This window comes from Massilia sp. CT11-137 (assembly GCF_047302885.1).
GTDB lineage: Bacteria > Pseudomonadota > Gammaproteobacteria > Burkholderiales > Burkholderiaceae_D > Telluria > Telluria orientalis.
In genome coordinates this window covers 3,156,161-3,182,537 of sequence record NZ_JBKYMP010000001.1, presented here as the reverse complement: position 1 = coordinate 3,182,537, position 26,377 = coordinate 3,156,161, and the positions used below count along the sequence as shown (strand labels likewise).

Genomic DNA, 26,377 nt, shown 5'->3' with positions numbered 1-26,377 from the left:
GGCATGCCCCTTAAAGTTGTTTTGCCCACGTAAAGTCGCGCACGTGGATGCCCAGCGGGTTGTCACGCATCTGCACTTCCGTCGTTTCCGCCGTTGCCTCGACCGTGTACACCGTCACCAGGGCGCGCCAGCGCTGGGGCGCCGACTTGAGCACGCCCTGGCGGGCGCGCGTAGTCTCGATCCAGTCGACCTGCCAGGTTTCGCCAGTCTGCTGCAGCGTCGTCTCGACCTCGATGCTCACGGTCTCGTTGGCGGCGCGCTTGAACGGCGAACTGGTCTCGGTACCGTTCAACCACTCATTCATCTTGGCCGTGGCCGCATCGTTTGGGGCCAGCATCGCGTACACCTGAAGCACGGCCTTGCGCTGCAGCGCAACGTCGGGCGTAACCAATCGCGCATTGGCAATCCACGACGCCACGCTTGCGCGCACAACGCGCGGGTCGGCCGGCTGCGCTCGGTCGAGCGGCTTCACGGCAGCGTACTGCCCGAGCTTGTCGACCTCGACGACCATTGGGATGAATTTCGACTGGCTTCCGATATAGGCCATGCCGCCAACCGCTGCCAGCGCGATCAGCAGGCACAGTGCACCGCCCAGCACGGCCATCTGGCGGCTCGCGACCAAGCCGCCGACATGGTCGTTCCAGGTGCGACGCGCGGCCAGGTACGGACTCTCGCTTTCGCCCGGCCGGCGGCCGCCATCCAGCCGCCCGCCACCTCGACGCGGATCGTCCGCCGGCTTGCTCTGTTTCAGACGCTTGAACATGGGGCCAATATTGATGTTCATGTCGTCACCTCGTCATTGGTGGAGGCCTCATTCGAGAATGCGTTCGGTACGCTCGACGCAGGCAGATAGTCGGCCAGGCGCAAGCCCCTGCTGGCCAGCCACTCGTGCACCCAGCCATCGCCATGCTTGGCTTCCAGCCGCTTGATAACGGCGATAGAATCCTTGTCGGTCGACCCAGCGAACGCCAGCGCGAGCGGGCCGAGGGCGGTGTCATACAGGCGCCGCCCCGACTCGGTGACGCAGTAGTACTGGCGCTTCGGGATCGCCCCGGCCAGAATGTCGATCTGACGATTGTTAAGGCCCATGCGGTGATACAGCGCCGCCGTATCTTCGTCGCGTGCGTTCAGGTTCGGCAGGAAGATCTTGGTGGCGGTGGATTCCACGATCACGTCGAGGATTCCGCTCCCTGCGGCATCGGTCAGGCTTTGCGTCGACAGCAGCACGAGACAGTTTTTCTTGGCAAAGGCTTTGAGCCACTCGCGGATCTTGTCCCTGAACACAGCATGGCCGAGCATCAGCCAGGCTTCGTCGACCAGGATCGCCGCAGGCTGGCCGTGCAGGCTCCGCTCGATACGACGGAACAGATACAGCAGCACCGGCAGCGCGTACTTCTCGCCCAGGTTCATCAGCTCTTCGATTTCGAACGTCGTGAACCGCGACAGCTCAAGGCCATCCTCCTCGGCGTCGAGCAGGTGGCCCATCATGCCATCGACGGTGTATTGCTTCAGCGCCTCGCGGATCTCTTCGTCCTGGATCGTCAGCGACAGCTCGGACAATGTTCTCGCCTCGCTTTCGTGCATGTTCATGATGGCGTTGCCGATCTCGTTGCGCTGCGCCGGCGTAGTCTGGACACCGTTGAGCGCGAGGATCGTATCGATCCAACCCATCGCCCAGGCGCGGTCGGCTTTCGTCGCGAGGAACTGCAACGGACAGAAGCTGAGGCGGTCGTCAGCTGCGACCTCGAAGTGATGACCCCGCACGGCCTTCGTGGTCGGGTACATCGACATGCCTTTGTCGAAGGCGTAGATCGACATGCCGGGGTAGCGCAGCAGCTGCAAAGCGATCAACGCCAGGTGGGTCGATTTGCCGGAGCGCGTCGGTCCAATCATGAGGGTATGGCCAAGGTCGCGCACGTGCAGGTTCAGCCGGAACGGCGTCGAGCCCTGCGTCACGCACTGCATCAGCGCCGGCGCGTTCGGCGGATACATCGGACACGGCGCATGATCCAGACCGGTCCAGATCGTGCTGGTCGGCAGAAGGTCGGCCAAGTTCATCGTGTTGATCAGCGGCCGACGCACGTTCTCGACGCCGTGGCCCGGCAGGCTGCCGAGGAAGGCATCGAGAGTATTGACGGTCTCGACACGCGCCCCGAAGCCGAGCCGGTTGATCGCTTTCTCGATCATGCGCGCCGACCGCTCCAATTGGTCGCGATCCTCGTCCAGCAGCACGACGACGCTCGTGTAGTAGCCCTGCGCCACCAAGCCTGAGTTGACCTCAGCGATTGCCGCCTCGGCGTCGGCCACCATCGACAGGGCATCCTGGTCGATCGCACCGTTGTTGGTGTTGAAGACCTGGTCGAAGAAGCCGCGGATTTTCTGCCTCCACTTCTTACGATACTTTTCGAGGTGCGCAACCGCCTCATGCGGCTCCATGAAGATGAAGCGCGACGACCAGCGGTATTCGCAAGCCTGCTCGGCAAGAGCGGTCAGGATGCCGGGCGATGACTCGAGGGGGAAACCGTCGATCGCGACCACCTGGACGAACTTGCGGCCCACGCGCGGTACCACGCCACTCCACAGTTCTATGCCACCGATCAGGCAGTCGAGATACATCGGATGACTGGGCAGCATCACTGGATGATTCTTCCCTGTTGCACAAAATTGCAGCCAACGCAGGAAATCATCGTGCGTGACGCTCGAACCGTCTTCCTGCACGATCTTCTGTCCACGCAGGCGCGTCAGCGTAAGCGCCGCGGACAGGCGCGACTCGATGTTGACGCACTCGCGCTTGAAGTAGTCGATCAGCCCCAGCGTGCGCGAATGGTGGTCGGATGCGACGTCTTCGTCGTCGAACATCAATTCGACAAACTTGCGCTCGGCCAGAACAGGCGGAAAATACGTCACGCTTAGCACGAAATAGCCTTCGTACATCGTGCCGAGGCCCTGGAACAGCAGGCGCCGCTCCTCGTCGACCGCTTCCGATACCGGGTCGGGAAAGTGCGACAGCTGCTCTTCCGGGTACTCCGGTGCAGGACGACGCACCGCGTCGACATGCATCATCCAGCCGTTGCCGAGGTTCGAGAGCGCCTGGTTGATCCGGACCGATGTCATGTTGCGCTGCTCGTCGGTGCTGTTGGCGTTGTCGTCGCCCTGGTAAAGCCAGGCCGCCATGAAGGCTCCGTTCTTGCAGACGACTACGCCGTCGTCCACCACGGCCGCGTAGTTGAGCTGGTCGGCGAACCCGGCGCCGGTCGCGCGATGCCGCTTCAATTGCAGCGCGCCGTTCGCGGCGCGGATCCGCAGGTATAGCAGGAGCAGCATCGCGCAGCCTGCGAGGGCAAACGCGATTGCCAGTAAGCCGTTCATTTGTATTGCCTCCCCTGACTTCTGGTGTTCATCCTGAAGGGTGTGCTGCGCGCTGGGTAGTACGTCTGAAAGCGGCGATGGCGCATGTAGACGAAGCGCAGCTGGGGGTCGGCCTTGGCCATGCGCCGGCACGCAAACAGCGCGCCGAACCATAGCAGCAGTCCGACCACCGTCGCTCGCAGCTCCTGCGCCTGGAAAATCAGCGCAAAGGCCAGCAGCCCGGCCATCATGACCAGCTCCCTGTCGCCACCCATGAACAGGTTGTGTCTGTTACCTGCGCGGCGGATCGGAATTGTGCGCAGGGCCATGGCTAGCCCACCAATCGGGTCACCATTGCAGCCACAAGCCCGCCGTGCGTATTTATGACGTCACTCACTGCAACGATTTCCGCGCCGCGGCCGAAGAAGGTGCTCATCATGTTCTGTGCGCCGACCAGCAGGGCCATCACCAGCACCACGAACAGCATCGTGCGGAAAAAACCGTTCAGGTCACCGCCCAGGATCAGGGTACCTCCGGATACGACAATGCCGACGAGCGACAGGGCGAATGCCACCGGCCCGGTCACACTGTTGCGAAGGTTGCCAAGCCATGATTCGTATGGGAGTGAACCACCTGTTCCCTCCGACGCGAAGGCGTACCGCGGTGCCAGCAGCAGGTACGCGAGCAGGAGCGCCAGGAACAGGTAAGGCAGCAAGGCGCGGGTAAACGGGGACTGCGGGGCAAAGCGGATCGGCTCCATTTGACACTCCTAGAGGGTTTTAGAGAGATAGCGGCCTGCCGCGTAGCCGGAGATCTCGTGGATCTCCTGCACGCGGCGGCCTTCGGGAACACGGGCGATGTGCACGACGAGGTGGACGACCTCGCCGATCAGGGGTTCGATTTCGGAAGGTGCAGCCTCGTTACGAGTGATGAGCGATTTCAAGCGTGTGAGGCCAGCGAGGGCACTATTGGCATGAAGGGTCGCGGCGCCGCCTTCATGTCCGGTGTTCCAGGCGTCGAGAAGATCGAGTGCCTCGGCCCCGCGCACCTCGCCGACCAGGATCCGGTCGGGGCGCATGCGCAGGATGACCTTTAGCAGCGTCGTCATCGGGACGTCGAGGGCGGTGTGGTACTGGATACAGTTCGTGGCTGCACACTGGATCTCGCCAGTGTCTTCGATGATACACACTCGCTCGTCTGGGTTCGCGCATACCATTTCATTGATGATCGCGTTGACGAGCGTGGTCTTGCCGGAACCAGTCCCGCCGGTGACGAGAATATTTCGATGCTGACGAACCGCGTCTTTGAGGGCTTCGCAATGACGGGTCTTCATGATTCCTGCCTCGACATACTGGTCGAGCGTGAAGACGGCAATGGCGCGTTTGCGAATCGCGAAGGTCGGTGCCGAGACAATCGGCGGAAGTTGGCCGGCGAAGCGCGAACCATCAAGCGGTAGTTCGCCTTCGACCAACGGATGGGCCTTGTTGACCACCTGATCTAGGGCCGCGGCCACGGTCTTGATGATGGCTTCAGCCTTTGCCTGCCGCATCTCGCCAATGCGGCGCATCCCCTCCCCCAGCCGTTCCTGCCACAGGCAGCCGTCGGCGTTGAGCATGATCTCAACCGTACGGGAATCAGCGAGCACGCCCAGGAGCTCCGGCCCCATGTCGCGCATTAGCCTTTCCTTGGCTCGCGTCTTCATGGTTGCAACGATGTCATCGCGGTCGGTCATGATTGCTCGCTCTAGGTTATGCCGAGCGATGCTACGTGACCGGGGATATACCGAAACGATCTAAAACAAAGGATACGTGGACCGCTACGCTAAACCGAACTTGCTTGCGTGATCTCAAACGGATTGCCTAACGTCAAGAGTCAATGGCAGCCAGCGGCTCAACAAACTATTTGCGACTTCAAGAAGTAGCTGAAGAATTGACGATTGACCGAACTAAATCTTTTTGGCAGGGATAGGCTTCCGCCGTACTTTGGCGGCCTCAAGGCGCTTGCGGTTCTCTTGGTCCCACTGCCGGACCGTAAATGCCTGGAATTCCGTGAGAATCGCTGCAATGCGAACGTATCCCTCCGGCAGGCTTAGCCTTGAGGCACCACCAGCGAGCTCCTCAAGGGTTTGCCTATCCAAGTCGGTTGTTTCAAGCAGTGCAGGCAGCGGCGTGTCGAGCGCGTGCGCGATCGCTTCCATGATGCGCAGTGACGGGTTAGCTTGGTCATTGGTCAGGTCAGAGAGGAATGATACCGACATGCCAGCCTTTTTTGCCAGCTCGCTCTTGGTCATCCCTATGTCGTCCAGGATACGCAGGATATTCGTTAGAAGGATGAGGTTGTACACGCAGGCTCCGACAGGGTGAACAGGTTTAGCCGCTAAAGTTTGCATCTCCTGATACGGTAAGACAATTGAGTGTTAATAGTTTTAGTTAAGCACAGGATTGTTTGACTTTTTAGTGTACCGCAGAACTACTACTCGGATATGCAGCACCTGATCACAACAACTAAGTAGTCGCCCAATTTTTGCTGTCAAAGCTAAATTGATCAGGCAGCAGGGATTGGGCGATGAAGCACTTGAAGTTGTCCGAAGACGAGCGGCGTACGCTGCGTGAGATGGGCGTGTTCCACCCACATCCGCGGACACGGATGCGCGCACAAGGAATTTTGCGGTTGAGCCAGGGATTGACGCTGCAGAAAACGGCGGATGAGTTCGGGGTGCACCTGAACAGCGTCGAGCAGTGGTGGCAACGCTGGAACAAGCTTGGCTTGGCCGGATTGTACGAGGGACGTCATACCGGTCGACCGAGGAAGTGGACGCCCCAGCAACAGCAGGCTCTTGGCGAGTTAGCGCATTCCGTGGGAGGGAGCGTGGTCGCACTGCTGCGCCAGATCGAGCAATGCCAGGGCCATGCGCCGATCAGCGAAAGCACAGCCAAACGGTATCTCAAGGAGATGAATTTCACGTACAAGCGCTATCGGTACGGTCTAAAAAAAAGCGAAATCAAGTGGCGTTCGAGCACGCCAGAAAAGTGATTAACGCACTGGCCACGCTCGACCATGAACAACGCTGCGAGTTGCTGTACTTCGACGAATCAGGCTTCAGTCCAAATCCTCCCGTGCAGTACGGCTGGGGCAGGATCGGCGAGACCCGGGCCGTCGAACCACTCGCGCACCGACAGCGCGTGAATGTGCTTGGAGCCTTGCGTCATGACGGCCAACTGACCTGGAGCACTCAGCAGCGGCCGACGACACGCGACGATGTGATCGCATTCTTCGATCAGATTGCGCTCCAGTCTCACTCGGTTCCACGCATTGTCTTGAACGACAATGCCGGTATTCATAAGGGTGACCTGATGGAGAAGAAGCGGCGCCAGTGGGCCAAACACGGGCTGTATCTGTACTATTTGCCTCCCTACAGCCCGGAACTCAATCGAATCGAAATCTTGTGGAAGCATGCCAAGCACTTCTGGCGCCGCTTCGTTGCCAGGAACGGCGCCGATTTGCTCGACGAGATTCAATCCTTGATGAGAGGCTTCGGCAGCAAGTTCACGATAAATTTTGCATGACTACTTAGTGACTTCGTTCCACTCCACCGCAAGGCCGCCAGACGTTTATCCGACTTGATATAGCCGACGTTTTTCACTTTCCGGTACACGACATCACGACGATACAAGGATCCGGTTCGAAATTTTTCTGCGTTTGAAAAAAGTTCTCGCGATTTGCGATAAATCTCGGAGTAGCGTCTACGGAGCGATCAAGAAGGGGATAGTTCCCTGCACCCCAATCAAACTTCAGGGTCGATCATCTGCCTGGATCATGAGTGAATATTATAATGGTTAGAGGAATGTGTTAGGACTACTCGGTCGGCGAGATCAGCTACGGATTGCATACCGGGGACATTGAGCGTAAAGGTTGCTTGGGAGACTAAGATAAGATTGAAGAAAGGCGTAAGCTGTGTCTCAACTGAACGCCGCTTTCTATGGGTGTAGCAAATGTGCGTGTTCATATTACCCTCCACATGAGCTGCTCCATTCATGCATTGCTCAGCGCTATTGATCCGGGTTCTTCAATCAGCAGGATTCTGCTTCACAGGATAATAACGATATTGGATACGCGACGGCTGGTAATAATATTGCTTGTTCTGCACGTCTTGGACCAGCCATCGCTTGGGCGTAATTGGATGGGTCGCGTCGCGCTTAATGTCGAGCGCTGAGGCTTGATTTAATTGGCGATCCCGATAAAACCAATTTCCCTCTGACTGCCGTCGGGATATATCACAGCGACTCCTGCGTACTGACCAACTGTTGCGGCTTTTTGATAGTGCAGCGTTACCTTCGTATCACCTGGTTGACGTGGAATAAATATTTCTACAGAAGCTATTTTCAGCACAAGGATCGGTGGGTTAGACTTTTCCTCGCTATCAAACTCAATCGTTAAACCGTCGTGTTCATTCCCTACATCAACCGTCCCTACGACGTGTAGCGTGTGTGCACTACCAGGCATTACATTAATCCACGCTTTCCATTGGTCATTGCTTTTATCAGCCATTTATTTCTCCTTTTGATCGCCATGACTGCTGTGTTCAGCAGGCAACTAAGACTAACATGAATCTTATCTATTTTTCAAGACACTTGAGATTTGCTGAAATAATCCTTTTTGCATACTGATTTTCATACTTCGAGGATCATGGCAAAATCAAGCGCGCTACCTAAGATTTACTAGTCGACCATAGTCTTAACATGCAGAGATGCGCCGTTTGCCACGATCATCCCTTTGGAACAGACGAAAAAATCGTGTTTCGACGGCATTCTTTCGCATCTTGGAGCTGGTGGAACTTCTACTGAGTCCCACGGATGCTGCGATTCGAGCTGGCGCTACCGATATTTGTGTGTTTCAAGTTAAATCGCTTCCAAGCGACTGTGCATACGATACGGCTCGTCCGAGATAACGTCGATTTAGCCGCTAAAGTTTCGTCCCACAGTCGGGCGTGCATCACGATTCGCCGCGTGGGCTCGGGCACTCTACCTCGTGAGATAGTCGTTCCCGTCTGCAGCACTCACGGCTTCACGTCAATCAGCTGAAGCATTGATGCATCCGTAATAACGAACGCGTTTGCCTTCCTAGTTCCCACCACGGCGACGATACTGAATCTGTTCGACATATCGAAACCAGCTAGGTAGTAGAATTTCTTCGAGTAAAAAGGAGAGAACAGATGAAAGTCGTCGATACCAATGCACGTGCGCTAGGTCGCGTCCTGATCAATCGGAAGCAACTACTCAAGAAGGTTCCTCTCTGCGAACGAACCATTCTTAACATGGAAAAACGTGGCGATTTCCCGAAGCGGTTTTCGGTTACCCCTCGGCTGGTTGCCTGGGATCTAATGGAGGTTGATGACTGGATCGCGCGTCATCAGACCGCCGGCGTCCAGCAGCCGGCGCCCGGTACTAGGTAATACTGGTACACCATTGCTCGACCATATTGGCCCACGCCTGCATCATATGCCGACGCTGCTCCGCATACTCGGCCTTGTTGTACACCGCGCGCACACCTCGCTGTTCGTGGGCCAAGCATTTCTCAATCCAGTCAGACTGAAAGCCGGCTTCATGCAGGACCGTAGACGCGGTACGTCGAAAGTCATGTGGCGTGAAATTTGAAAGTAGGACTCCGTCGGCACGTGCTTCCTCAATGACGGCCATGGTTATCCGGTTCAGCGTTGCCTTGCTGATTGGCCGGTCCCCGTCATATCGCGAAGGGAAAATATACGGGGAACCGCCCGCACATGTCTTCAGCGCGACGAGGATATCGAGTGCTTGCTCCGACAGATAGACGTTATGGGGGTTACGGCGCTTCATGCGTACAGCCGGAATCGTCCAGACACGGTCCGAAAAATTTACCTCGGACCACTCACCCTCCGCCATTTCCGACTTCCGCAGCATCGTCAGCAACAGCAGCTTTACCCCGAGGCGAAGTGTAGGACTTGCGGCTACCTTTTCCAGGTAGCGAAACACGAGCCCTACCTCCTCCGCGCTCAAAGCGCGGTCGCGCGGCTGAAACCGGGCGATCGAACTGGGCCGCACTTCGTCGGCCGGGTTGGCAACTTTCTGCCCGCGATCCTTCGCATACCGGTACACGAGCATCACCACCTCGCGTGCGTGGACCGCAGTTGCCGGCGCGCCCCGGTCCACGATGCGATCACATAAGCGGCGCAACTCGTCCGACGTGACCTCGTCAAGTTTGAGTTTTCCGAACGGGCGCTTCAGGTCACGCTCATACACCGAGCGGCGCATGTCGCGCGTTGACTCCGCCATCATGTATCGTTCCAGCCATTCCTCGGCCCACTCGCCAAACGTGTTCTCTTCGCGTCGGCGGGCTGTCACTGTCGCCTTCTGGCGAGCAGGTGACCTGCCAGCCGCAATTGTTTTTTTAGCCTCGAGCAGCAGTTCGCGCGCTTCGCTCAGCTTCAACCCGCCGGGGCCGTAACGGCCAATCACCAGCGTCTCCTGCCTGCCATTGATCGCGTAGTTGTAGCGGAACGAAATGGTACCGGACGTCAGGACGTACACATAGAGGCCGTCCCGGTCGGACACCTTGTATCCCTTCTCCTTCGGTTTCAGGTTTCGCAGCATGGTGTCTGTCAGCATTGGAAACTCTCCGTACCATGACCGAGAACGTGGGCACTTTTGCCTTTTCCTCGTTTAGATTCAAAGACTTACCTAGAACTGATACCATGTTTGAATGAGCAGCAGCAACATGGTATGAGCATGCCCTTATGGTACTGGTCCGAAGCTGCACCATTGTCGATACCATCAAACTTTGCTGCTTCGTTTTGCCAGAAAATGCCAAACTCTGCTGGTTCCGGCAAGAAAAAAGCCCCTGAAATCAGGGGCTTGGGTCAGTTGAGTTGCCTGAGGGCGCCAGCTACTGCCGGGCTGGGAATCATTCCCACTCGATCGTCGCCGGCGGTTTCCCCGAAATGTCATACACGACACGGTTAATCCCGCGCACTTCGTTGATGATCCGGTTGGAGACCTTGCCCATCAACTCATGCGGCAGGTGCGCCCACTGCGCCGTCATGAAGTCCAGCGTCTGCACCGCACGCAGCGCGACGACGTATTCATAGGTACGGCCATCGCCCATCACGCCGACGGACTTCACCGGCAGGAACACGGCGAATGCCTGCGACGTCGCTTCGTACCAGTTGGTCGGCGCCTTGCCCGCGTCGATGCCCGGCACGTGCGGCACTTCGAATGGCGTCTTGCGCAGTTCTTCGATGAAGATCGCGTCCGCTTCGCGCAGCAGGTCGGCGTACTCGCGCTTCACCTCGCCGAGGATGCGCACGCCCAGGCCCGGGCCGGGGAACGGGTGGCGGTAGACCATGTCGTGCGGCAGGCCCAGGGCGACGCCCAGCTTGCGCACTTCGTCCTTGAACAATTCGCGCAGCGGTTCCAGCAGCTTCAGGTTCAGCGTTTCCGGCAGGCCGCCCACGTTGTGGTGGCTCTTGATCGTCTGACCCTTCTTGCCCTTGCCGGCCGATTCGATCACGTCCGGGTAGATCGTGCCTTGCGCGAGCCAGCGGGCCGCCGTCAGCTGCTTGGCCTGCTCCTGGAACACTTCGACGAATTCGCGGCCGATGATCTTGCGCTTCTGCTCCGGGTCGTTGACGCCGGCCAGGTGGCCCATGAACTGGTCGGACGCGTCGATGCGCAGCACCTTCACGCCGAGGTTCTTCGAAAACATGTCCATGACCATCTTGCCTTCGTCCTTGCGGAGCAGGCCGTGGTCGACGAAGACGCAGGTCAGCTGATCGCCGATGGCGCGGTGGATCAGCGCGGCGGCCACGCTCGAATCGACGCCGCCCGACAGGCCGAGGATCACTTCATCGCTGCCGACTTGCGCGCGGATCTTTTCGACGGCCTCGCTGATGTAGTCCGGCATGTTCCAGTCGCTCTTGCAGCCGCAGATCTCGTGCACGAAGCGGCCGATGATGGCTTCGCCCTGTGTCGTGTGCGTCACTTCCGGGTGGAATTGCAGCGCGTAGAAGCCGCGCTCTTCGTCGGCCATCGCGGCGATCGGGCAGCTCGGCGTCGAGCCCATCAGCTTGAAGCCCTGCGGCATGTCGAGGACCTTGTCGCCGTGGCTCATCCACACCTTCAGCATGCCGTGGCCCTCGTCCGTGACGAAGTCGTTGATGCCGTTCAGCAGCTTCGTATGGCCGCGGGCGCGCACCTCGGCGTAGCCGAATTCGCGGACTTTACCGTTCTCGACCTTGCCGCCCAGTTGCGCGGCCATCGTCTGCATGCCGTAGCAGATGCCCAGCACGGGCACGCCCAGTTCGAACACAGCCTGCGGCGCGCGCGGCGAATCGCCTTCCAGCGTGGAGTTGTGGCTGCCGGACAGGATCACGCCGGAGGCGCCGTAGTTGCGGACGAAATCGTCGCCGATGTCGTAGGGATAGACCTCGGAGAACACGCCGGCGTCGCGCACGCGGCGGGCGATCAGTTGGGTAACCTGGGAACCGAAGTCGAGGATGAGGATCTTGGAGTGCATGTATATGGTGATGTGAATGGTGGGCACGGGGTGCCCACCCTACGTCGGACGGTATTGGTAGGGTGGGCACCCCGTGCCCACCAGGCCGCAGCGCGTTTATTCGGTGCGGTAGTTCGGCGCTTCTTTGGTGATCTGCACGTCGTGCACGTGCGATTCACGCATGCCGGCCGACGTAATCTCGACGAACTCCGCCTTCTCGCGCAGTTCTTCGATCGTCGCGCAACCGCAGTAGCCCATCGACTGGCGCACGCCACCGACCAGCTGATAAATGATCGCCAGCACGCTGCCCTTGTAGGCGACGCGGCCTTCGATGCCTTCCGGGACGAACTTGTCGGCCTTGCTCGACGCTTCCTGGAAGTAGCGGTCGGCGGAACCTTCGGCCATCGCGCCCAGCGAACCCATGCCGCGGTAGCCCTTGTAGCTGCGGCCCTGGTACAGGATCACTTCGCCCGGCGCTTCTTCCGTGCCGGCGAACATCGAACCCATCATGACGGTGTGCGCGCCGGCGGCCAGCGCCTTCGAGATGTCGCCCGAGTAGCGGATGCCGCCGTCGGCGATGCATGGGACGCCTGTGCCGGCCAGCGCTTCGGACACGTTCGAGATCGCGGTGATCTGCGGCACGCCCACGCCGGCCACGATACGCGTCGTACAGATGGAGCCCGGGCCGATGCCGACTTTCACTGCGTCGGCGCCCGCTTCCACCAGCGCGCGTGCGGCGGCGGCCGTCGCGATGTTGCCGCCGATGACGTCCACGTGCGGGTACGTCGTCTTGATCCATTTCACGCGGTCGAGGATGCCTTGCGAGTGGCCGTGCGCCGTGTCGACCACCAGCACGTCGACGCCGGCTTTCACCAGCAGGTCCACGCGTTCCTTGTCCTTGTCGCCCACGCCGACGGCCGCGCCGACGATCAGCTTGCCCTGCGCATCCTTCGACGCGTTCGGGTGTTCGTGCGACTTCAGGATGTCCTTGACGGTGATGAGGCCGCGCAGTTCGAACTCGTCGTTGACGACCAGCACGCGCTCCAGGCGGAACTTGTTCATCAGGCGCTTGGCCTCTTCCGTACCGGCGTCTTCCTTGACGTACACGAGCTTGTCGCGCGGGGTCATCTTGGCGCGCGCCTCGGCGTCCAGGTCCTCTTCGAAACGCAGGTCACGGTTGGTGATGATGCCCACCACCTGCTTGCCCTCCACCACCGGGAACCCGCTGATGCCATGCTGCTGGGCCAGGGCCAGGACTTCGCGGATCTTCATCGTCGGCGGAATCGTGATCGGATCGCGCAGCACGCCGGCTTCGAAACGCTTCACGCGCGCCACTTCGCGCGCCTGGTCGGCCGGACGGAGGTTCTTGTGGATGATGCCGATACCACCTTCCTGGGCCATCGCGATCGCGAGGCGGGCTTCGGTCACGGTGTCCATGGCGGCGGACAGCAGCGGAATGTTCAGCGAGATATTCCGGGTCAGCTTGGTGCGCAGTGACGTGTTGGCCGGGAGGACGTTGGAGTAGGCCGGGACGAGCAGCACGTCATCGAACGTGAGTGCTTTCTGGAGGAGACGCATAGTTTATTTCCTATAGGCGCAAAAGCGAATTATACAGAAACTCCAGGAAAACGTCGCAAGCTTGGCAAAAAACGACTGAAATCACCCATGGGCGGCGATTGACAGTGGCCGTCCGGCATGGCGAAATCGGACCATGAACCGTTACTCTCTCCTGCTGCTGGCGGCCGTCGCCGTGTCCGCGCCCGCCCTCGCCCAGTACTCCTGGATCGACGACCACGGCACCCGCGTGTTTTCGGACCGCCCGCCGCCGCCCGGCACGCCGCCGTCGCGCATCCTGAAAACGCCGCGCGGCGCGGCGTCGACCGAGGCCACGCCGGCCGAGGCCACCAGGCCCGCGGCCCCCACCCTGGCCGACCGCGACGCCGACTTCCGCAAGCGCGCGGCCGAGCGCGATGCGGACGAACGCAAGGCCACGGAGGACGCGCAGCGCAAGACCGACGGCGCCGCGCAATGCGCCGCGGCCCGCCGCAGCGAGGCCGTGCTGACGTCGGGCGTGCGCATCGCGGAGATGGATGACAAGGGCGAGCGCGTCTTCGTGACGGACGAAGAAAAGGCGCGCCGGCTGGTTCAGGCCCGGCGCGTGCTGGCGGACTGTCCGTCCCGGTAGGGTGGGCACCACGTGCCCACGCGTGACGTATGCGGTGTGTTGGCGTTGCGCGTGGGCACAGGGGTGCCCACCCTACGCGGCGGTCTGCTTTTTGGCCGCGCGCTTGCGCCGCGAATCCTTCGGGTCGGCCACGAGCGGGCGATAGATTTCCACGCGGTCGCGGTCGCGCAGCGCGGTCTCCAGCGTCTTTTTCTTGCCGTAGATGCCTACCGGCTGGGTCACGAGATTGATGTCCGGGAACGCGGCCAGCACGCCGCTCTGCTCGATCGCCTGCCCGACCGTCGTGCCGGGTGCGACACGCAGCGGCCGGATGAACTCGTTCTGCGGCAACGCGTACATGACGTAGACTTGCAATCCCGCCTGCTCAGCCATAGATCACCTCGGCACGCTTGCAGAACGAATCGACCATCGTGTTGGCGATCATGCCGAACACGGGTCCGACGAGCTGCTCGAGGATAATGCTCGAGAACTCGTACTGCATGTCGAAGTCGATCTTGCAGGCGTCGGCGCGCAGGGACTTGAAGTTCCACGTGGCCTCCAGCATCTTGAAAGGGCCGTCGACGAGGTGCATCTTCATCTGGCCCGGACGCTGGTTGTGATTCGATGTGGTGAAGCTCTGCTTGACCCCGTGGAAGTTGATTTGCAGGCAGGCCACCAGCTTCTCATCGCTGCGTTCGAGCACTTTGACGCCGCTGCACCAGGGAAGGAATTTCGGATAGTCCTCGACTTTCGCGACCAGATCGAACATCTGTTCCGCGCTGTACCCGAGGAAAACTGATTTGTGCACTACTGCCATTGGTCAACCGTTTGTTATGATGTTGGTTACGTTGCGTCGCGCTCGGCATTTCAGAAGCGCGACGACGGTAGTTTAACCGACGCGCGGAAATTAGCGATTTCATGAGTATTATTGACAATAAAAAAGCCTTTTTTGACTACTTCATCGAGGACCGCTACGAGGCCGGCCTCGTGCTGGAAGGGTGGGAAGTGAAGGCGATCCGCGACGGCCGCGTGCAGATCAAGGAAGCGTACGTCGTCGTGCGCAACGGCGAACTGTACCTGTTCGGCGCGCACATCAGCGCCCTCACGACCGCCTCCGCCTGGAGCCATCCGGAAGCCCTGCGCACGCGCAAGCTGCTGCTGCACAAGGCCGAGATCGACAAACTGGTCGGCAAGGTCGAGCGCTCCGGCTACACGCTCGTCCCTCTCAACCTGCACTTCAAGGGGGGCCGCGTGAAATGCGAAGTCGGCCTCGCCAAGGGCAAGAAACAGCACGACAAGCGCGATACCGAGAGAGACCGCGACGCCAAGCGCGAGGTCGACAAGGCGATGAAGCAGCATCGCCGCTGATGCCGATCAGTGCGGCTGTGGCTCCGGCATGGCCGACGAATGGTGGCTCGTGATCAGCCATTTCCCGCCTTCCCACCGATACGTGAACGTGTACAGGCCGGCGTCCACCGCCGTGACGCAGGCGATGTCGACGAAGCGCAGCCCGCCAGCATGCAACAGATCGCGGGTGGGATGCCCAGGCCCAAGACCCTGGACGCAAGCGCCTGGCGTCCGGAGACACGCATTGGATGCTCCTTTCGGCGACCATGCCGGTTCATGACAGCCGTTGGACAGCACCGAGGCCGATCCGTTCCGCGCCCCGCGCAGGGCTTTACCGATAACTCTGCAATTCCCGCGATCCCGTCACCAGCGAGCCCGCGGCCGGCGTACCGCCGCTGTAGGCGATCGCCCGCACCATCTTGAGGGTGCGCGTGTCGCCGCCGGACGCATCGCGCCAGCGCGTGGCGCTTTCCGTCCGCGTGATGCCGTTGACGGTCCAGGTCGTCGTCGAGACGAACTTGTAGGCGCTGAACGTGCCCGCGGCGATCGTGATCGTCTCGATGCCGGACAGCGTGCCGTTCTGCGTGTAAGTCACGCCGGCACCGCCGTTGCAGGTCTCGGTGTATTGCGTGGCCCAGCCGGCGCCGACGGCCAGCGTTGCCGGTGCCCCCTGGCTGCCCTGGTACGTGCAGTGCGTGACGGCCGTGCCCTTATCGATCGTCATCGCGGCCACCTGCCCGGCCGCGTCGTACTGGAAGTCCGTCGGGTACAGGGTCTGGTCGACCGCGCCGGACACGACGCGGTTGTGCGAGGGATCTTCTTCGTGCACGGCGAACGTGCCATCGGCATTGACCGCCGTGACGTCGTCGTCCGCCGTGCGGTGTAACGTGTTGTTCAGGGTGTCGGCCTGCTGGTCGGCATAGACGAGATGCGCGCCCGCTTTCGGCGGCACGAAACGGTAAGTGACCGTTGCCGCCGCCTGCGCCGGGGCGCCGCCGCTACTTCCTCCGCCCCCGCAAGCGCTCAACAACGCCGCCGCAACCAGCCCCGCCAGTATCGTTCGATGCATCGTTTCCCCATTCCACGGAAGTGAATGAGGAATTATTGCCGGGATGATCCCGCCTGACCACTTACGGATTCGTAAGGTTCGTCAGGCCGCCGCCACCCGCTCCCGCGCCATCGCATTGCCCAGCTGGCACGCGCAGAAGCTGGCCACCAGCCCCACCGCCACGCCGCACGCAAGCTTGAAGGCGCTGTCGAACAGCAGCGGCGCGACGAGGCCGGAGACGAGTGCGAACGACATCATCTGGATGAACGCCAGCATCGACGACGCGAGGCCGCGGTTGTCGGGGAACAGGCCCAGCGCGCTCACCTGGATCGCGGGCATCGCGACGGCGAGGCCGAACGTGTAGACCATCAGCGGCAGCACGGCCCACGGGATCGTCACCGCGTCGCCGGCGGCCGCCGTGTAGCCGACGTTCAGCACGCACGCGAGGAGCATCGTGCCGAAGCCAATGGCGCGCATGCGCGGCGCCGGGATGCGCGCGGCGCGCTTGCCGCCCCACGCGGAGCCGATCACCATGCCGCTGATCAGCGGGATGAACATCCACGCGAACGCCGTCTCGGGCAGGTTCAGGATCTCCATCACGAAGTTCGCGGCGGAGCCGATGTACAGCGACAGCCCGCCGAACGCGAGGCCCACGGACAGCGACAGCAGCACGAATTGCGGATGCCCCAGCACCTTCAGGTAGTTGCGCGCGATGGCCACGCCGTGGAACGCGTGGCGCTTCTCGCGCGGCAGGCTTTCCGGCAGCAGCTTCCAGGTCGCGAGCAGCATCACGGTGCCGAACAGCGCAAGGAACACGAACGTCGCGCGCCAGCCGAACGTCACGTGCAGCCAGCCGCCCAGCACCGGCGCGATCGCGGGCGCGAGGCCGAACACCATCATGATGTGCGACATGATGCGCTGGGCGTCCGCGCCCGTGAAGCGGTCCTGCACGATGGCCTGGCCGATGACGGAGCCGGCCCCCGCCGACATGCCCTGCAGCGCGCGGAACAGCAGCAGCCAGCCGAACGTGGGCGCGAGCGCGGCGCCGGCCGAGGCCAGCGTGTAGACCGTCAGCGCGACCATGATCACGGGACGGCGGCCGAACGAATCGGACAGCGTCCCGTAGAACAGCATCATGAACGCGAACATGAAGAGGAAGACCGACAGCGTCTGCTGCACGGCCACGGGGCCGACGTCGAATGCCCGGCCGATGGCGGGAATCGACGGCAGATAGGTGTCGATGGCGAGCGCGCCGACCATGCCGAGGCAGGCGAGGATGACGGTGAGGAGTCTTTGCATATGCATGCCTTGAATAAAACATCGGCTCTGCAGGATGCGAGCGTCCGAAGGACGAAATTGTAGCGGGATTTGGATCAACCGTGCAGCGCGCCGCCGTTCATAAGGCGGCGCGCCGGAACACCGAGGGCACGCAGGCGCAGCCAGTGCCGCCTGCGCGCACGCGATCAGTCGGGATGGTACAGCGACATGCCGAAACGCTCCGTGCGCGGCATCCAGTTGCCCTGGTAGTCGGCGGAGACGAGCACGCGTTCGGCGCGGCCCACGAGCAGCTTGCGCGGCACGAGGCCGATCACGCGCGAGTCGGCGCTGTTGTCGCGGTTATCGCCCAGCATCAGGTATTCGCCCTGCGGCACCGTGACCGGGCCGAAGGTGCGCGGCGCCAGCACGTCCGGCATGATCTGGATGTGGCGCGGCCCGCGCGCGGGCTTGTCGCCCCACGTCTCGGCCAGCTGCAGCGCGCGCATCGCGGTGCCGCCGACGGAATCGAGCGAGTGTTCGACGACGCGGTAGTCGGCACCCTTCCCGTTGATGTACAAACGTTCGTTGCGCATCTCGACGACGTCGCCCGGCAGCGCGACGACGCGCTTGATCAAGAGGGTGTTGTCGCGCGGGGAGCGGAACGTGACGATGTCGCCGCGCTGCGGCTCGCCCAGGTGCGCGAGCACGACGTTCGTGAGCGGCACCTTGAGGTCGAACGCGAGGCGGTTCACGAGCACGACGTCGCCTTCCAGCAGGTTCGGATGCATCGACGCGGACGGGATCGGATTCCAGTCCGCGACCGCCGTGCGGAACACGCCGAACAGGACGAGAAACGCCAGAAAGCCTTTGTTGTTGCGCGCCCAGTTCTTCATTCAGGTCTCCCGCTCGTGGAATGTTCTTGTCGCTCTGCCGATGTTATACGCGGCTTGCCTTAACCGAGAATTAAGCCGCCCGTATGCATGCGCGCCGCGTCACCTGGATTTCGTGCGGAAGAAGCGCCACGCCTCGCCAGCCGTGGAATCGAACCCGCCATCTGCCACCTCCCCGTCGAATCGGAATGGCGATGGTCGCACGGGCCGGCGCGGCCGTCACCTCGCCGGATCGACAGGTCGCGCGGGCCTGAGCGCGGGCCTGAGCGCGTACCAGGCCCCGACCAGCACGGGCAGCGCCAGCGCGGCCGCGGCGATCACATCCCACACACCGTCTGCCAGCAGCCCCGCGACGAGGCCGAACACGGTCGCCGCGCCCAGCAGCAGCGGCATGCCCCACACGCGGCGCAACGGCGCCGTCATCGCACCTCTCCTTCACGTGCGAGCGCGGGCACGGCGTCCGCCTGCGCGCGTGCGGTCCGCGCCGCCGCGCGCCCGCGCCGCAGCCACAGGTACAGGCCGCTGCCCAGCACGACGATCGTCGCCACGTCCAGCAGCGCCCACACGAGTTTCATGCCGGCGCCGCCGTAGTCGCCGAAGTGCAGCGGCTGCGACAGCAGCAGGGTCTTGAGGTACCACGGCAGCTCCCGGCGGTCCGTCACGGCGGCCGTCTGCGCGTCGACCAGCACCGGCTGGTACAGGCGCGACGTCAGCGCCGCGTCGCCATGCATGTACACGCCGTAGTGGTGCGGGGTCGCGAACGGCGTGCCGGGGAACGCGATGAAGCCGACGCGCATGCCGGGCGCCGCCGCTTCCGCATGGCGCACCGTCACCTCCATCGACGCGAGCGTCACGGGCGCGGCCTGGCCCGCGTAAGGCTTCGTCATCTCGGCGATCTCCGTCACTTGCCACACCTTCAGCAGCACGTCGGCCAGCGTGTTCACGACACCCGTCGCGCCCACGACGAGCGCCCACGCAAGCGTGACGATGCCCAGCAGGTTGTGCAGGTCGAGCCATTTCAGGCGCGCCGTGCGGCCCTGGCGCACCGTGCCGAATTCCAGCTTGCGCATGAACGGCGCGTACAGCACGACGCCGGACACGATGGCCACGAGCAGCAGCAATCCCATGAAGCCGAGGAACAGCTTGCCCCACACGCCTGCGAACAGGTCGACGTGCAGGTGGAAGAGGAATTGCATCACGCCGCCGCCCTCGATCGGCGGCTCGCCGACGAATTGCGCGGTGCGCGCATCGATGGCGATGCTCTTGAAATCCGGGTCGTTCGCGTGGGCGCCCATCGTCAGGAACCACAGCGACGGTTCGTCCGGCTCCTGCGACATGTACATCATGACCTTGTCGGGATAGCGCGCCTGGCCGGCGGCAATCACGCGGTCGAGGCGCGCCGGCGCCTGCGGCGCCGCCAACTGCGGCGCCTCGATGTCGTTGCCGAGCAGGTGGCCGATCTCGTGGTGATAGATCAGCGGCAGGCCCGTCAGGCACAGCAGCAGCATGAAGACGGTGCAAATGAGGCTGCTCCAGGTATGGATCCAGGACCAGCGGCGGAGGTGTGCGGGAGACATGAGCGGGAAACGGGGCGGGATTGTTGCGGCTGAGGCCAAATAATAATAGTTCTCATTTACGAACGCAAGAACGCTCCGTATAATGAGAATTATTCTCATTCAACAAACAACGTTACCATGAAGTCCGCACCGTTTCCCCGCACCATCCTCACGCCGATCGCCCTCGGCGCCCTCCTCCTCGCCGCCTCCGCCTCGGCCCAGACCACCGACGACGGCATCGCCACCGTCGTGGTCACCGCGTCCGCCGACGCGTCGGCGCAGGGCCTGCCGTCCGCCTATGCCGGTGGCCAGGTGGCGCGCGGCGGGCGTCTCGGCCTGCTGGGGAACGTGGACATCATGGACGCGCCGTTCAACGCCACCAATTACACGCACGCGCTGATCCAGGACCAGCAGGCCAGGAGCGTCGCGGACGTCGTGCAGAACGATCCGTCGGTGCGCGTGGCGCGCGGCTTCGGCAACTACCAGGAGCTGTACGTGATCCGCGGCTTCGCGGTGAACTCGGACGACCTCGCGTATAACGGTTTATACGGTTTGCTGCCGCGCCAGTTCGTGGCCAGCGAGCTGCTGGAACGCGTGGAAGTGCTGCGCGGCGCGAACAGCTTCATCAACGGCGCGGCGCCGGGCGGCGGCGGCATCGGCGGCATGATCAACCTGCTGCCCAAGCGCGCGCCGAACGCGCCCCTGAACGAAGTGACGGCCGGCGTCGAATCGGGCGGCCAGGCTTACGTCGCGGCCGACGTGGCGCGCCGCTTCGGCCCGGACAACCGCGCCGGCATCCGCGTGAACGCCGTCCGCCGCGACGGCGACACGGCGGTCGACCGCGAACAGCGCGAGTTGTCCGTGTTTTCCGTGGGCCTGGACTACCGTGGCGACCACTACCGCGTGTCGGCGGACGTCGGCTACCAGGACCACCAGCTGCGCAACGGCCGCCCCAGCGTGACCGTGGGCTCCGGCCTCGCGATCCCGGCCGCACCGGATGCCGACAGCAACTTCGCCCAGCCGTGGACACATTCGAACGAGCGCGACACGTTCGGCACCCTGCGGGGCGAAGTCGACCTCGCGCCGCACGTCGTCGCGTGGGCGGCACTGGGCGCACGCGAAGGCCGCGAATCGAACGTGATCTCCTCGCCGACGACGACCGACAACGACGGCGGCACCGTGATGACGCGCTTCGACAACGAGCGCAAGGACAATGTGCGCACGGGCGAGATCGGCGTGCGCGGCGACTTCGCGACCGGCTCCGTGAAACACACGGTCAGCGCCACCGCGTCCACGTTCGAATCGAAGTCGGACAATGCCTATGCGTTCGGCGACTTCGCCGGCTGGCGCTCGAACCTGGTCCGGCCCGTCGACGTCGCGGCACCTGGCGCCAATGCCTTCACCGGCGGCTCGCTCGCGAATCCGCTGCTGACGGCGAAGAGCATCCTGTCCAGCTATGCGGTGGCGGACACGCTGTCGTTCCTGGACGACACCGTGCGCGTGACGGCCGGCGTGCGCCACCAGCGCATCAAGTCCTACGGCTACGACTACAACACGGGCGCGCAGAACAGCGCCTACGACGAAAGCGCCAACACGCCGGTCGCGGGCGTCGTCTACAAGCCTGTGAAAAACGTGTCGATCTACGCGAACTACATCGAGGCGCTGCAGCAGGGGCCGACCGCATCGGGCGTCAACGTCGTCAACCAGGGCCAGATCTTCGCACCGTACACGTCGCGCCAGAAGGAAGTGGGCGTGAAGTACGACAGCGGCAAGCTGGGCATGAGCGCCGCGCTGTTCTCGACGGCGCAGCCGCTGGGCCATATCGAGAACGGCGTGTTCGGCGTATTCGGCGAACAGCGCAACCAGGGCCTGGAACTGTCCGTGTTCGGCCTGCCGATGCACGGCCTGCGCGTGCTCGGCGGCCTCACGCTGCTGGACGCCGAACAGCGCCGCACGGCCGGCGGCGTCAACGACGGCAACGATGCGATCGGCGTGCCCCGCACGCAGCTGAATCTCGACGCCGACTGGGACGTGCCGCAGGTGGCGGGCCTGTCGCTGAACGCGCGCGCCATCGCCACGTCGCACCAGTACGCGGATGCGGCCAATACGCAGCAGTTGCCGTCGTGGACGCGCCTCGACCTCGGCGCCACGTATGCGACGCGCGTGCTCGACCGCGACGTGACCGTGCGGGCGCGCGTGGACAATGCGTTCGGGCGGAATTACTGGGCGTCGGCGGGCGGCTATCCGGGCTACGGCTATCTGGTGCTCGGCGCGCCGCGCACGTTCACGGTGTCGGCGACGGTCGACTTCTAACGTTCACGCATGGGCACCCCGTGCCCACCAATCGCCGGCGTCATCACGTCAGGCCGATGTGGATAGCCATGCCTACCCACACGGCGAATGCCGCCGCCGCGAGGCAGGCGGCGTACGCCACCAGGGCACGCCCGCGCTCCGCTTCATCGCGGCTGCGTACGAGATAGTACGGAATCGTGGCGACCGTGAGCGCCACGACCGCCACGCTGAGCCAGCGCGACCTGCGGAACCCGCGCGCATCGCTGTCGCCGCGGTACCATAAAAAACCCAGGTAGCTGACGGCGACGCCGACGACGAGGTGCAGCTGCGCTGCCGCGTCGGCATGGCCGGCATCGAGCAGGCCCGTGCCGGCCATCAGGACCATGATCCACAACACGACACGCTGGTGACTCATCGCGGCTCCTTGCGCCGCGGCGAATCCGTCAGCGCGATTTGATGACGTCGGACAGCTTACGGAATCGGCTGGAGTTGCCGTTGATCATCATCACGCCTTCTGCGACTTCACGATCGTCAGCGCCGACGCGATCAGGCCGCTCATGTCGCCCATGTCGGCCGGAACGATGACCGAGTTGTTCGTCTTGGCCAGGTTGCCGAAGGCGTGCACGTACTCTTCGGCCACGCGCAGGTTGACGGCATCGATGCCGCCCGGCGAGCGGATCGCCTCGCCCACCTGGCGCAGCGCGCTGGCGCTGGCCTCGGCCAGCGCGATGATGGCCGCAGCCTCGCCCTGCGCGCGGTTGATGGCGGCCTGCTTCTCGCCTTCCGAGCGGGCGATGGCCGCTTCGCGCTCGCCGCTCGCGATGTTGATCGCTTCCTGGCGCCGGCCCTCCGACGCGGCGATCAGCGCACGCTTCTCGCGCTCGGCCGTGATCTGGCGCTGCATCGAGTGCAGGATCTCGGCCGGTGGCGTGAGATCCTTGATCTCGTAGCGCAGCACCTTGACGCCCCAGTTGGCGGCCGATTCGTCGATCGCGTTGACGATCGTCGTGTTGATGTGGTCGCGCTCCTCGAACGTCTTGTCCAGTTCCATGCGGCCGATCACGGAGCGCAAGGTCGTCTGCGCCAGCTGGGTGATGGCCTGGATGTAGTTCGACGCGCCATACGACGCGCGCATGGCGTCCGTCACCTGGAAATACAGGATGCCGTCGACCTGCAGCTGCGTGTTGTCCTTCGTGATGCAAACCTGCGGCGGCACGTCGAGCGGGATCTCCTTCAGGCTGTGTTTATAGGCGATGCGGTCGACGAAGGGCACGACGATGTTCAGGCCCGGCGCCAGGGTAGCGTGGTACTTGCCGAGCCGCTCCACCACCCATGCGTGCTGCTGCGGCACGACGTTGATGGTCTTGATGACGAACACGATGGCGACGATGAAGATCACCAGCGCGACGGTTCCGAACGTGAATTCCATGGGTTTCCTTCCTTGAAAAAGGTGATGGTCAGGCGAGCAGTTCGTAGGCGACGCTGCCGAGCCCCGCCGCGACGACAAGCACGAGGCAGAAGCCGGCCAGGCGCAGCAGGGCGCGGCCCTTCTGGCCGGACGGACGGCTGCGTACGAGGTAATACGGCACGGCGAGGACCGCGAACATCACGATGCCCACGTTGAGCAGGGCCGTGCGGCGGTAGTGGTAGGCGTCGCTGTCGAGGCGGTACCAGCAAAAGCTCAGGAAGCTGAACAGCACCGTCGACAGGACGGCCCAGCCGTTCGACTGGACACCCAGTGCCATCTCGCGCGCGTCGACGACGCCGAACACGAGGGTCAACGCCACCAGCAGGGTCAGGACGTGCTTCTTGGTCATGGATTGCCCACCACGAGCCGGCTGCCGTGCACTTCGACGATGCGGAATTCGCCCGCATGCGGCGCGACGCCCTGCCCGAGCTCCACGTCCCACAGCGCGCCGCGGTACATGACGCGCGCGCGGCCGTTGTCCCAGGCGGGCACGGTCACGCGCTGGCCGATGTCCAGGTTGACGTTGCGGTCGCGCTGGGCATCCGCCCGCGCCGGATGGCCGAAGCGCGAGCGGTGCAGCAGCCACGTCGCGAGCACGCCGACCGCGGCGGCGGCGATCGCCTGCCCGGGCCCGCCGGCGCCGGCGAGCGCGACGATGCCGCCGGCCGCGAGACCGATGGCGATCATCAGCAGGTAAAACGTCCCGGTGAACAGCTCCAGGATCACGAGCACGCCGGCCGCTACCAGCCAGCCCATCCAGTCAGCCATGGTTTCCTCCGTGGTCGGATCGAAAGATAAAAAACCCCCGCCGCCCGCTACGGGTGACGAGGGTCGCGTAATTGATATCGGGTTCAATGATCGTGTCGGTGATCAAATCGTTATCGCCAGTCTAGCGCGTCTGTGCGCGGAGTCAACGGTCCTGCTTCGGCCTGACGAGTACGGCGTCGGCCGGCGCGGCGCAGGCGCGGGTGCAGCGCAGGTAGGCGTCGTCGCATTTGCCCGCCTTGCCGATCCGGCGCGCTTGCGTGCCCGCATTGCCGAGCGCCCGCGCCGCCTCCGAAGGCACCTGCTCCTGTGCCGCGCGCGCCATCGGATTTTTCTCGGGCAGGTCGAGCAGCGAGCCGCCGTCTTCCCGCGCCAGCCCCTCCGCATTCCCCCGGCATTCGCGCTTCTCGGCGCTGCACATCGACTTGCACAGGCTTGCATCGGCGGCATGACCCGCGCTTGCCCACAGTGCTCCCATCATGATTGTCAACCAGGCCAGGCGCTTCATTCACATCCTCGACAAAACTATTTGCCAAAGTGTAACGTTTTTCAGTAACAAGTCAACAACTTGTTGCTTCAGGCTCAACATCGTGCCCGCGTTGATGCATATCGCGCCGTGACCCGCTTGCCGCGGCAGATCAATTGCCATGCGGAAATCAACGCCAATAATGCGGTGCATCGCCTTCTGGAGATCCGCCATGTTCAGACGTCTGCTCGCCGCCTTCCGCACCCGCACGACCGCCGCCGCCCCGGCGCCCGCCATCGACGATGTCATCACGGCCTGTGACGAACACGGCCGCCAGTTGGTCATGGCGCGGGAGGAATGGCGCGACAAGGTGCTGCATCCGCAACTCAAGCAGCACTGGGACACGGCGGACGCCTTGTACGGCACCATCCTTACCGCGCTGTCCGACGGCTTCGCGCCCGAGTTGCTGACGGCGGCCGCACGCCTCGTCGAGATCGACGGCCTGCCGGAACGCAGCCATGTCACGCACGGCATCGTGCTGCTGGAAAGCGGCAGGCACGACGAGGCCGAGGCCGTGCTGCAGGCCGGCATCCGGACCTGCGGCGAAACGGCCGCGCTGCTCACCAACCTCGCCAAGGTGAAGCACGACCGGGAAGACTCGGCCGGCGCGTCCGACCTGTTGCGGCGCGCCATCCGGCTCGACCCGAACTTCGAGCATGGGTTGAACGGCTGGCTGGCCGTCGAGCGCGCGCGCGCGGGCGAAGCGGGCTTCCTGCAGGCGCTGCGGGAAGCGTGCGCCCTCCCCCGCAGCTGGCGCGCGCGGCTCCTGCTGGCCCGGCACCATCTCGCCGCCGGCGACCTCCCGGCGGCGCGCGAGCAGTACACGGCCGTGCTGGCCGAGGAGGACGTGGACGGCAGCGCCCTGGTGACTTTGGCGGCCGACCTCGGGCAGTATGGCCACACGGGCCTGATCGTCACGCTCGTCGGACCCGTCTACGACCCTACCCGGCACGGTCCGCAGGCCGCTTTCCACCTGCTGCGCGCCTGCCTGGAAACGGAGCGCGTGGCCGAAGGCGAGGCGCTGCTGGGGCGCCTACGGGCCGTTTCGGCGCCGCCTTTTACACGCCATCTCGACGAGTTCCAGCGGGCGTTCGATCGGTTGCACCGAACCGTGGTGCACGCTTGACGTCAACTTGTTGCACATGTCCGCGTGGGCACGGTGTGCCCACCCTACGGTTGCATTGCTGTAG

The 26,377-nt window shown here is 63.1% G+C and carries 31 protein-coding genes and 1 pseudogene; 8 read left to right on the top strand and 24 right to left on the bottom strand.

The window, feature by feature from the left end; genetic code table 11:
• Positions 1 to 10: 10 nt before the first annotated feature.
• The 6 genes from ACEN98_RS14465 to ACEN98_RS14440 all read right to left on the bottom strand — a co-directional run bounded on the left by ACEN98_RS14465 (position 11) and on the right by ACEN98_RS14440 (position 5,692).
• Positions 11 to 784, bottom strand: coding sequence for a VirB8/TrbF family protein (locus ACEN98_RS14465; RefSeq protein WP_413385415.1), 774 nt, complete (start codon positions 782 to 784; stop codon positions 11 to 13).
• Positions 781 to 3,369 (bottom strand): VirB4 family type IV secretion/conjugal transfer ATPase, encoded by a 2,589-nt coding sequence (locus ACEN98_RS14460; protein ID WP_413385411.1) that lies wholly within the window; start codon positions 3,367 to 3,369, stop codon positions 781 to 783. The genes ACEN98_RS14465 and ACEN98_RS14460 overlap by 4 nt, the downstream gene beginning before the upstream one ends.
• Positions 3,366 to 3,677 carry a conjugal transfer protein TrbD gene (locus ACEN98_RS14455; RefSeq protein ID WP_413385408.1) on the bottom strand — a complete coding sequence of 104 codons (312 nt, stop codon included), beginning with the start codon at positions 3,675 to 3,677 and terminating at the stop codon, positions 3,366 to 3,368. The genes ACEN98_RS14460 and ACEN98_RS14455 overlap by 4 nt, the downstream gene beginning before the upstream one ends.
• Before the next feature lie 2 nt (positions 3,678 to 3,679).
• Positions 3,680 to 4,108 (bottom strand): conjugal transfer system pilin TrbC, encoded by a 429-nt coding sequence (gene trbC, locus ACEN98_RS14450; RefSeq protein WP_413385405.1) that lies wholly within the window; start codon positions 4,106 to 4,108, stop codon positions 3,680 to 3,682.
• 9 nt (positions 4,109 to 4,117) lie between these two features.
• On the bottom strand, positions 4,118 to 5,080 hold the full coding sequence (gene trbB / locus ACEN98_RS14445; RefSeq protein WP_413385402.1) for a P-type conjugative transfer ATPase TrbB: 963 nt from the start codon (positions 5,078 to 5,080) through the stop codon (positions 4,118 to 4,120).
• Between the two features lie 213 nt (positions 5,081 to 5,293).
• A complete protein-coding gene (locus ACEN98_RS14440; protein ID WP_413385399.1) occupies positions 5,294 to 5,692 on the bottom strand; it encodes a transcriptional regulator in 399 nt (132 codons plus the stop codon).
• Between the two features lie 221 nt (positions 5,693 to 5,913).
• Here ACEN98_RS14440 and ACEN98_RS14435 point away from each other — a divergent pair, with 221 nt between their 5' ends.
• The 3 genes from ACEN98_RS14435 (at position 5,914) to ACEN98_RS14425 (ending at position 7,188) form a co-directional block, all read left to right on the top strand.
• Positions 5,914 to 6,381, top strand: coding sequence for a helix-turn-helix domain-containing protein (locus ACEN98_RS14435; RefSeq protein WP_413385396.1), 468 nt, complete (start codon positions 5,914 to 5,916; stop codon positions 6,379 to 6,381).
• Positions 6,354 to 6,914: an IS630 family transposase gene (locus ACEN98_RS14430; protein ID WP_413385393.1), complete on the top strand. Its 561-nt coding sequence runs from the start codon at positions 6,354 to 6,356 to the stop codon at positions 6,912 to 6,914. The genes ACEN98_RS14435 and ACEN98_RS14430 overlap by 28 nt, the downstream gene beginning before the upstream one ends.
• A 133-nt stretch (positions 6,915 to 7,047) precedes the next feature.
• Complete coding sequence (locus ACEN98_RS14425; protein WP_413385389.1) at positions 7,048 to 7,188, top strand: helix-turn-helix transcriptional regulator; 141 nt, start codon at positions 7,048 to 7,050, stop codon at positions 7,186 to 7,188.
• 381 nt (positions 7,189 to 7,569) lie between these two features.
• On the opposite strand, the gene ACEN98_RS14420 is transcribed toward ACEN98_RS14425, so the two are convergent.
• Positions 7,570 to 7,896, bottom strand: a complete 327-nt coding sequence (locus tag ACEN98_RS14420; protein ID WP_413385386.1) for a hypothetical protein — start codon at positions 7,894 to 7,896, stop codon at positions 7,570 to 7,572.
• A 664-nt stretch (positions 7,897 to 8,560) separates the two neighbouring features.
• Here ACEN98_RS14420 and ACEN98_RS14415 point away from each other — a divergent pair.
• Positions 8,561 to 8,800, top strand: a complete 240-nt coding sequence (locus ACEN98_RS14415; protein ID WP_413385383.1) for a helix-turn-helix transcriptional regulator — start codon at positions 8,561 to 8,563, stop codon at positions 8,798 to 8,800.
• On the opposite strand, the gene ACEN98_RS14410 is transcribed toward ACEN98_RS14415, so the two are convergent.
• The 3 genes from ACEN98_RS14410 to guaB form a co-directional block, all read right to left on the bottom strand.
• On the bottom strand, positions 8,793 to 9,989 hold the full coding sequence (locus ACEN98_RS14410) for a tyrosine-type recombinase/integrase (RefSeq protein ID WP_413385380.1): 1,197 nt from the start codon (positions 9,987 to 9,989) through the stop codon (positions 8,793 to 8,795). The genes ACEN98_RS14415 and ACEN98_RS14410 overlap by 8 nt on opposite strands.
• A gap of 295 nt (positions 9,990 to 10,284) precedes the next feature.
• The gene (gene guaA / locus ACEN98_RS14405) at positions 10,285 to 11,895 is read right to left on the bottom strand and encodes a glutamine-hydrolyzing GMP synthase (protein WP_056135177.1); all 1,611 of its coding nucleotides are present in this window, start codon (positions 11,893 to 11,895) and stop codon (positions 10,285 to 10,287) included.
• 96 nt (positions 11,896 to 11,991) lie between these two features.
• Entirely contained in the window at positions 11,992 to 13,452 is a 1,461-nt protein-coding gene (guaB, locus tag ACEN98_RS14400; protein WP_413385378.1) for an IMP dehydrogenase, read from the bottom strand.
• A gap of 133 nt (positions 13,453 to 13,585) precedes the next feature.
• On the opposite strand from guaB, the gene ACEN98_RS14395 reads away from it, so the two are divergent.
• Complete coding sequence (locus ACEN98_RS14395; RefSeq protein WP_413385376.1) at positions 13,586 to 14,059, top strand: DUF4124 domain-containing protein; 474 nt, start codon at positions 13,586 to 13,588, stop codon at positions 14,057 to 14,059.
• 72 nt (positions 14,060 to 14,131) lie between these two features.
• Here ACEN98_RS14395 and ACEN98_RS14390 read toward each other — a convergent pair whose 3' ends face one another.
• A complete protein-coding gene (locus tag ACEN98_RS14390) occupies positions 14,132 to 14,431 on the bottom strand; it encodes an RnfH family protein (RefSeq protein ID WP_413385374.1) in 300 nt (99 codons plus the stop codon).
• The gene (locus ACEN98_RS14385) at positions 14,424 to 14,855 is read right to left on the bottom strand and encodes a type II toxin-antitoxin system RatA family toxin (protein WP_413344034.1); all 432 of its coding nucleotides are present in this window, start codon (positions 14,853 to 14,855) and stop codon (positions 14,424 to 14,426) included. Before ACEN98_RS14385 ends, ACEN98_RS14390 begins: the two co-directional genes overlap by 8 nt.
• Positions 14,856 to 14,956: 101 nt before the next feature.
• Here ACEN98_RS14385 and smpB point away from each other — a divergent pair, with 101 nt between their 5' ends.
• Positions 14,957 to 15,406, top strand: coding sequence for an SsrA-binding protein SmpB (smpB, locus tag ACEN98_RS14380; protein WP_056435493.1), 450 nt, complete (start codon positions 14,957 to 14,959; stop codon positions 15,404 to 15,406).
• A gap of 6 nt (positions 15,407 to 15,412) precedes the next feature.
• On the opposite strand, the pseudogene ACEN98_RS14375 reads toward smpB, so the two are convergent.
• From ACEN98_RS14375 to ACEN98_RS14350, 6 genes and pseudogenes are all read right to left on the bottom strand, one after another.
• Positions 15,413 to 15,544: pseudogene (locus ACEN98_RS14375) on the bottom strand (DUF4440 domain-containing protein); the annotation flags it as partial.
• A 172-nt stretch (positions 15,545 to 15,716) separates the two neighbouring features.
• Positions 15,717 to 16,454 carry a hypothetical protein gene (locus ACEN98_RS14370; RefSeq protein WP_413385372.1) on the bottom strand — a complete coding sequence of 246 codons (738 nt, stop codon included), beginning with the start codon at positions 16,452 to 16,454 and terminating at the stop codon, positions 15,717 to 15,719.
• 81 nt (positions 16,455 to 16,535) lie between these two features.
• Positions 16,536 to 17,732 carry a multidrug effflux MFS transporter gene (locus ACEN98_RS14365; protein ID WP_413385370.1) on the bottom strand — a complete coding sequence of 399 codons (1,197 nt, stop codon included), beginning with the start codon at positions 17,730 to 17,732 and terminating at the stop codon, positions 16,536 to 16,538.
• Positions 17,733 to 17,896: 164 nt separating this feature from the next.
• Positions 17,897 to 18,583, bottom strand: a complete 687-nt coding sequence (lepB, locus tag ACEN98_RS14360; RefSeq protein WP_413385367.1) for a signal peptidase I — start codon at positions 18,581 to 18,583, stop codon at positions 17,897 to 17,899.
• 216 nt (positions 18,584 to 18,799) lie between these two features.
• Positions 18,800 to 19,003 carry a hypothetical protein gene (locus ACEN98_RS14355; protein ID WP_413385365.1) on the bottom strand — a complete coding sequence of 68 codons (204 nt, stop codon included), beginning with the start codon at positions 19,001 to 19,003 and terminating at the stop codon, positions 18,800 to 18,802.
• Positions 19,000 to 20,157 (bottom strand): PepSY-associated TM helix domain-containing protein, encoded by a 1,158-nt coding sequence (locus ACEN98_RS14350; protein WP_413385363.1) that lies wholly within the window; start codon positions 20,155 to 20,157, stop codon positions 19,000 to 19,002. Before ACEN98_RS14350 ends, ACEN98_RS14355 begins: the two co-directional genes overlap by 4 nt.
• A 117-nt stretch (positions 20,158 to 20,274) precedes the next feature.
• Between ACEN98_RS14350 and ACEN98_RS14345 the strand changes: the two genes are divergently transcribed.
• Entirely contained in the window at positions 20,275 to 22,449 is a 2,175-nt protein-coding gene (locus ACEN98_RS14345; RefSeq protein ID WP_413385361.1) for a TonB-dependent receptor, read from the top strand.
• 43 nt (positions 22,450 to 22,492) lie between these two features.
• On the opposite strand, the gene ACEN98_RS14340 is transcribed toward ACEN98_RS14345, so the two are convergent.
• The 6 genes from ACEN98_RS14340 to ACEN98_RS14315 form a co-directional block, all read right to left on the bottom strand.
• Positions 22,493 to 22,843, bottom strand: a complete 351-nt coding sequence (locus ACEN98_RS14340; RefSeq protein WP_413385359.1) for a hypothetical protein — start codon at positions 22,841 to 22,843, stop codon at positions 22,493 to 22,495.
• Between the two features lie 90 nt (positions 22,844 to 22,933).
• Positions 22,934 to 23,857, bottom strand: a complete 924-nt coding sequence (locus ACEN98_RS14335; protein WP_413385357.1) for an SPFH domain-containing protein — start codon at positions 23,855 to 23,857, stop codon at positions 22,934 to 22,936.
• Positions 23,858 to 23,885: 28 nt separating this feature from the next.
• On the bottom strand, positions 23,886 to 24,245 hold the full coding sequence (locus tag ACEN98_RS14330) for a hypothetical protein (protein WP_413385355.1): 360 nt from the start codon (positions 24,243 to 24,245) through the stop codon (positions 23,886 to 23,888).
• Positions 24,242 to 24,664, bottom strand: coding sequence for an NfeD family protein (locus ACEN98_RS14325; protein ID WP_413385353.1), 423 nt, complete (start codon positions 24,662 to 24,664; stop codon positions 24,242 to 24,244). The genes ACEN98_RS14330 and ACEN98_RS14325 overlap by 4 nt, the downstream gene beginning before the upstream one ends.
• 142 nt (positions 24,665 to 24,806) lie before the next feature.
• The gene (locus ACEN98_RS14320; protein ID WP_413385351.1) at positions 24,807 to 25,142 is read right to left on the bottom strand and encodes a hypothetical protein; all 336 of its coding nucleotides are present in this window, start codon (positions 25,140 to 25,142) and stop codon (positions 24,807 to 24,809) included.
• 27 nt (positions 25,143 to 25,169) lie between these two features.
• Positions 25,170 to 25,361, bottom strand: coding sequence for a hypothetical protein (locus ACEN98_RS14315; RefSeq protein WP_413385349.1), 192 nt, complete (start codon positions 25,359 to 25,361; stop codon positions 25,170 to 25,172).
• On the opposite strand from ACEN98_RS14315, the gene ACEN98_RS14310 reads away from it, so the two are divergent.
• On the top strand, positions 25,360 to 26,313 hold the full coding sequence (locus ACEN98_RS14310; RefSeq protein WP_413385347.1) for a tetratricopeptide repeat protein: 954 nt from the start codon (positions 25,360 to 25,362) through the stop codon (positions 26,311 to 26,313). The genes ACEN98_RS14315 and ACEN98_RS14310 overlap by 2 nt on opposite strands.
• Positions 26,314 to 26,377: the final 64 nt, after the last annotated feature.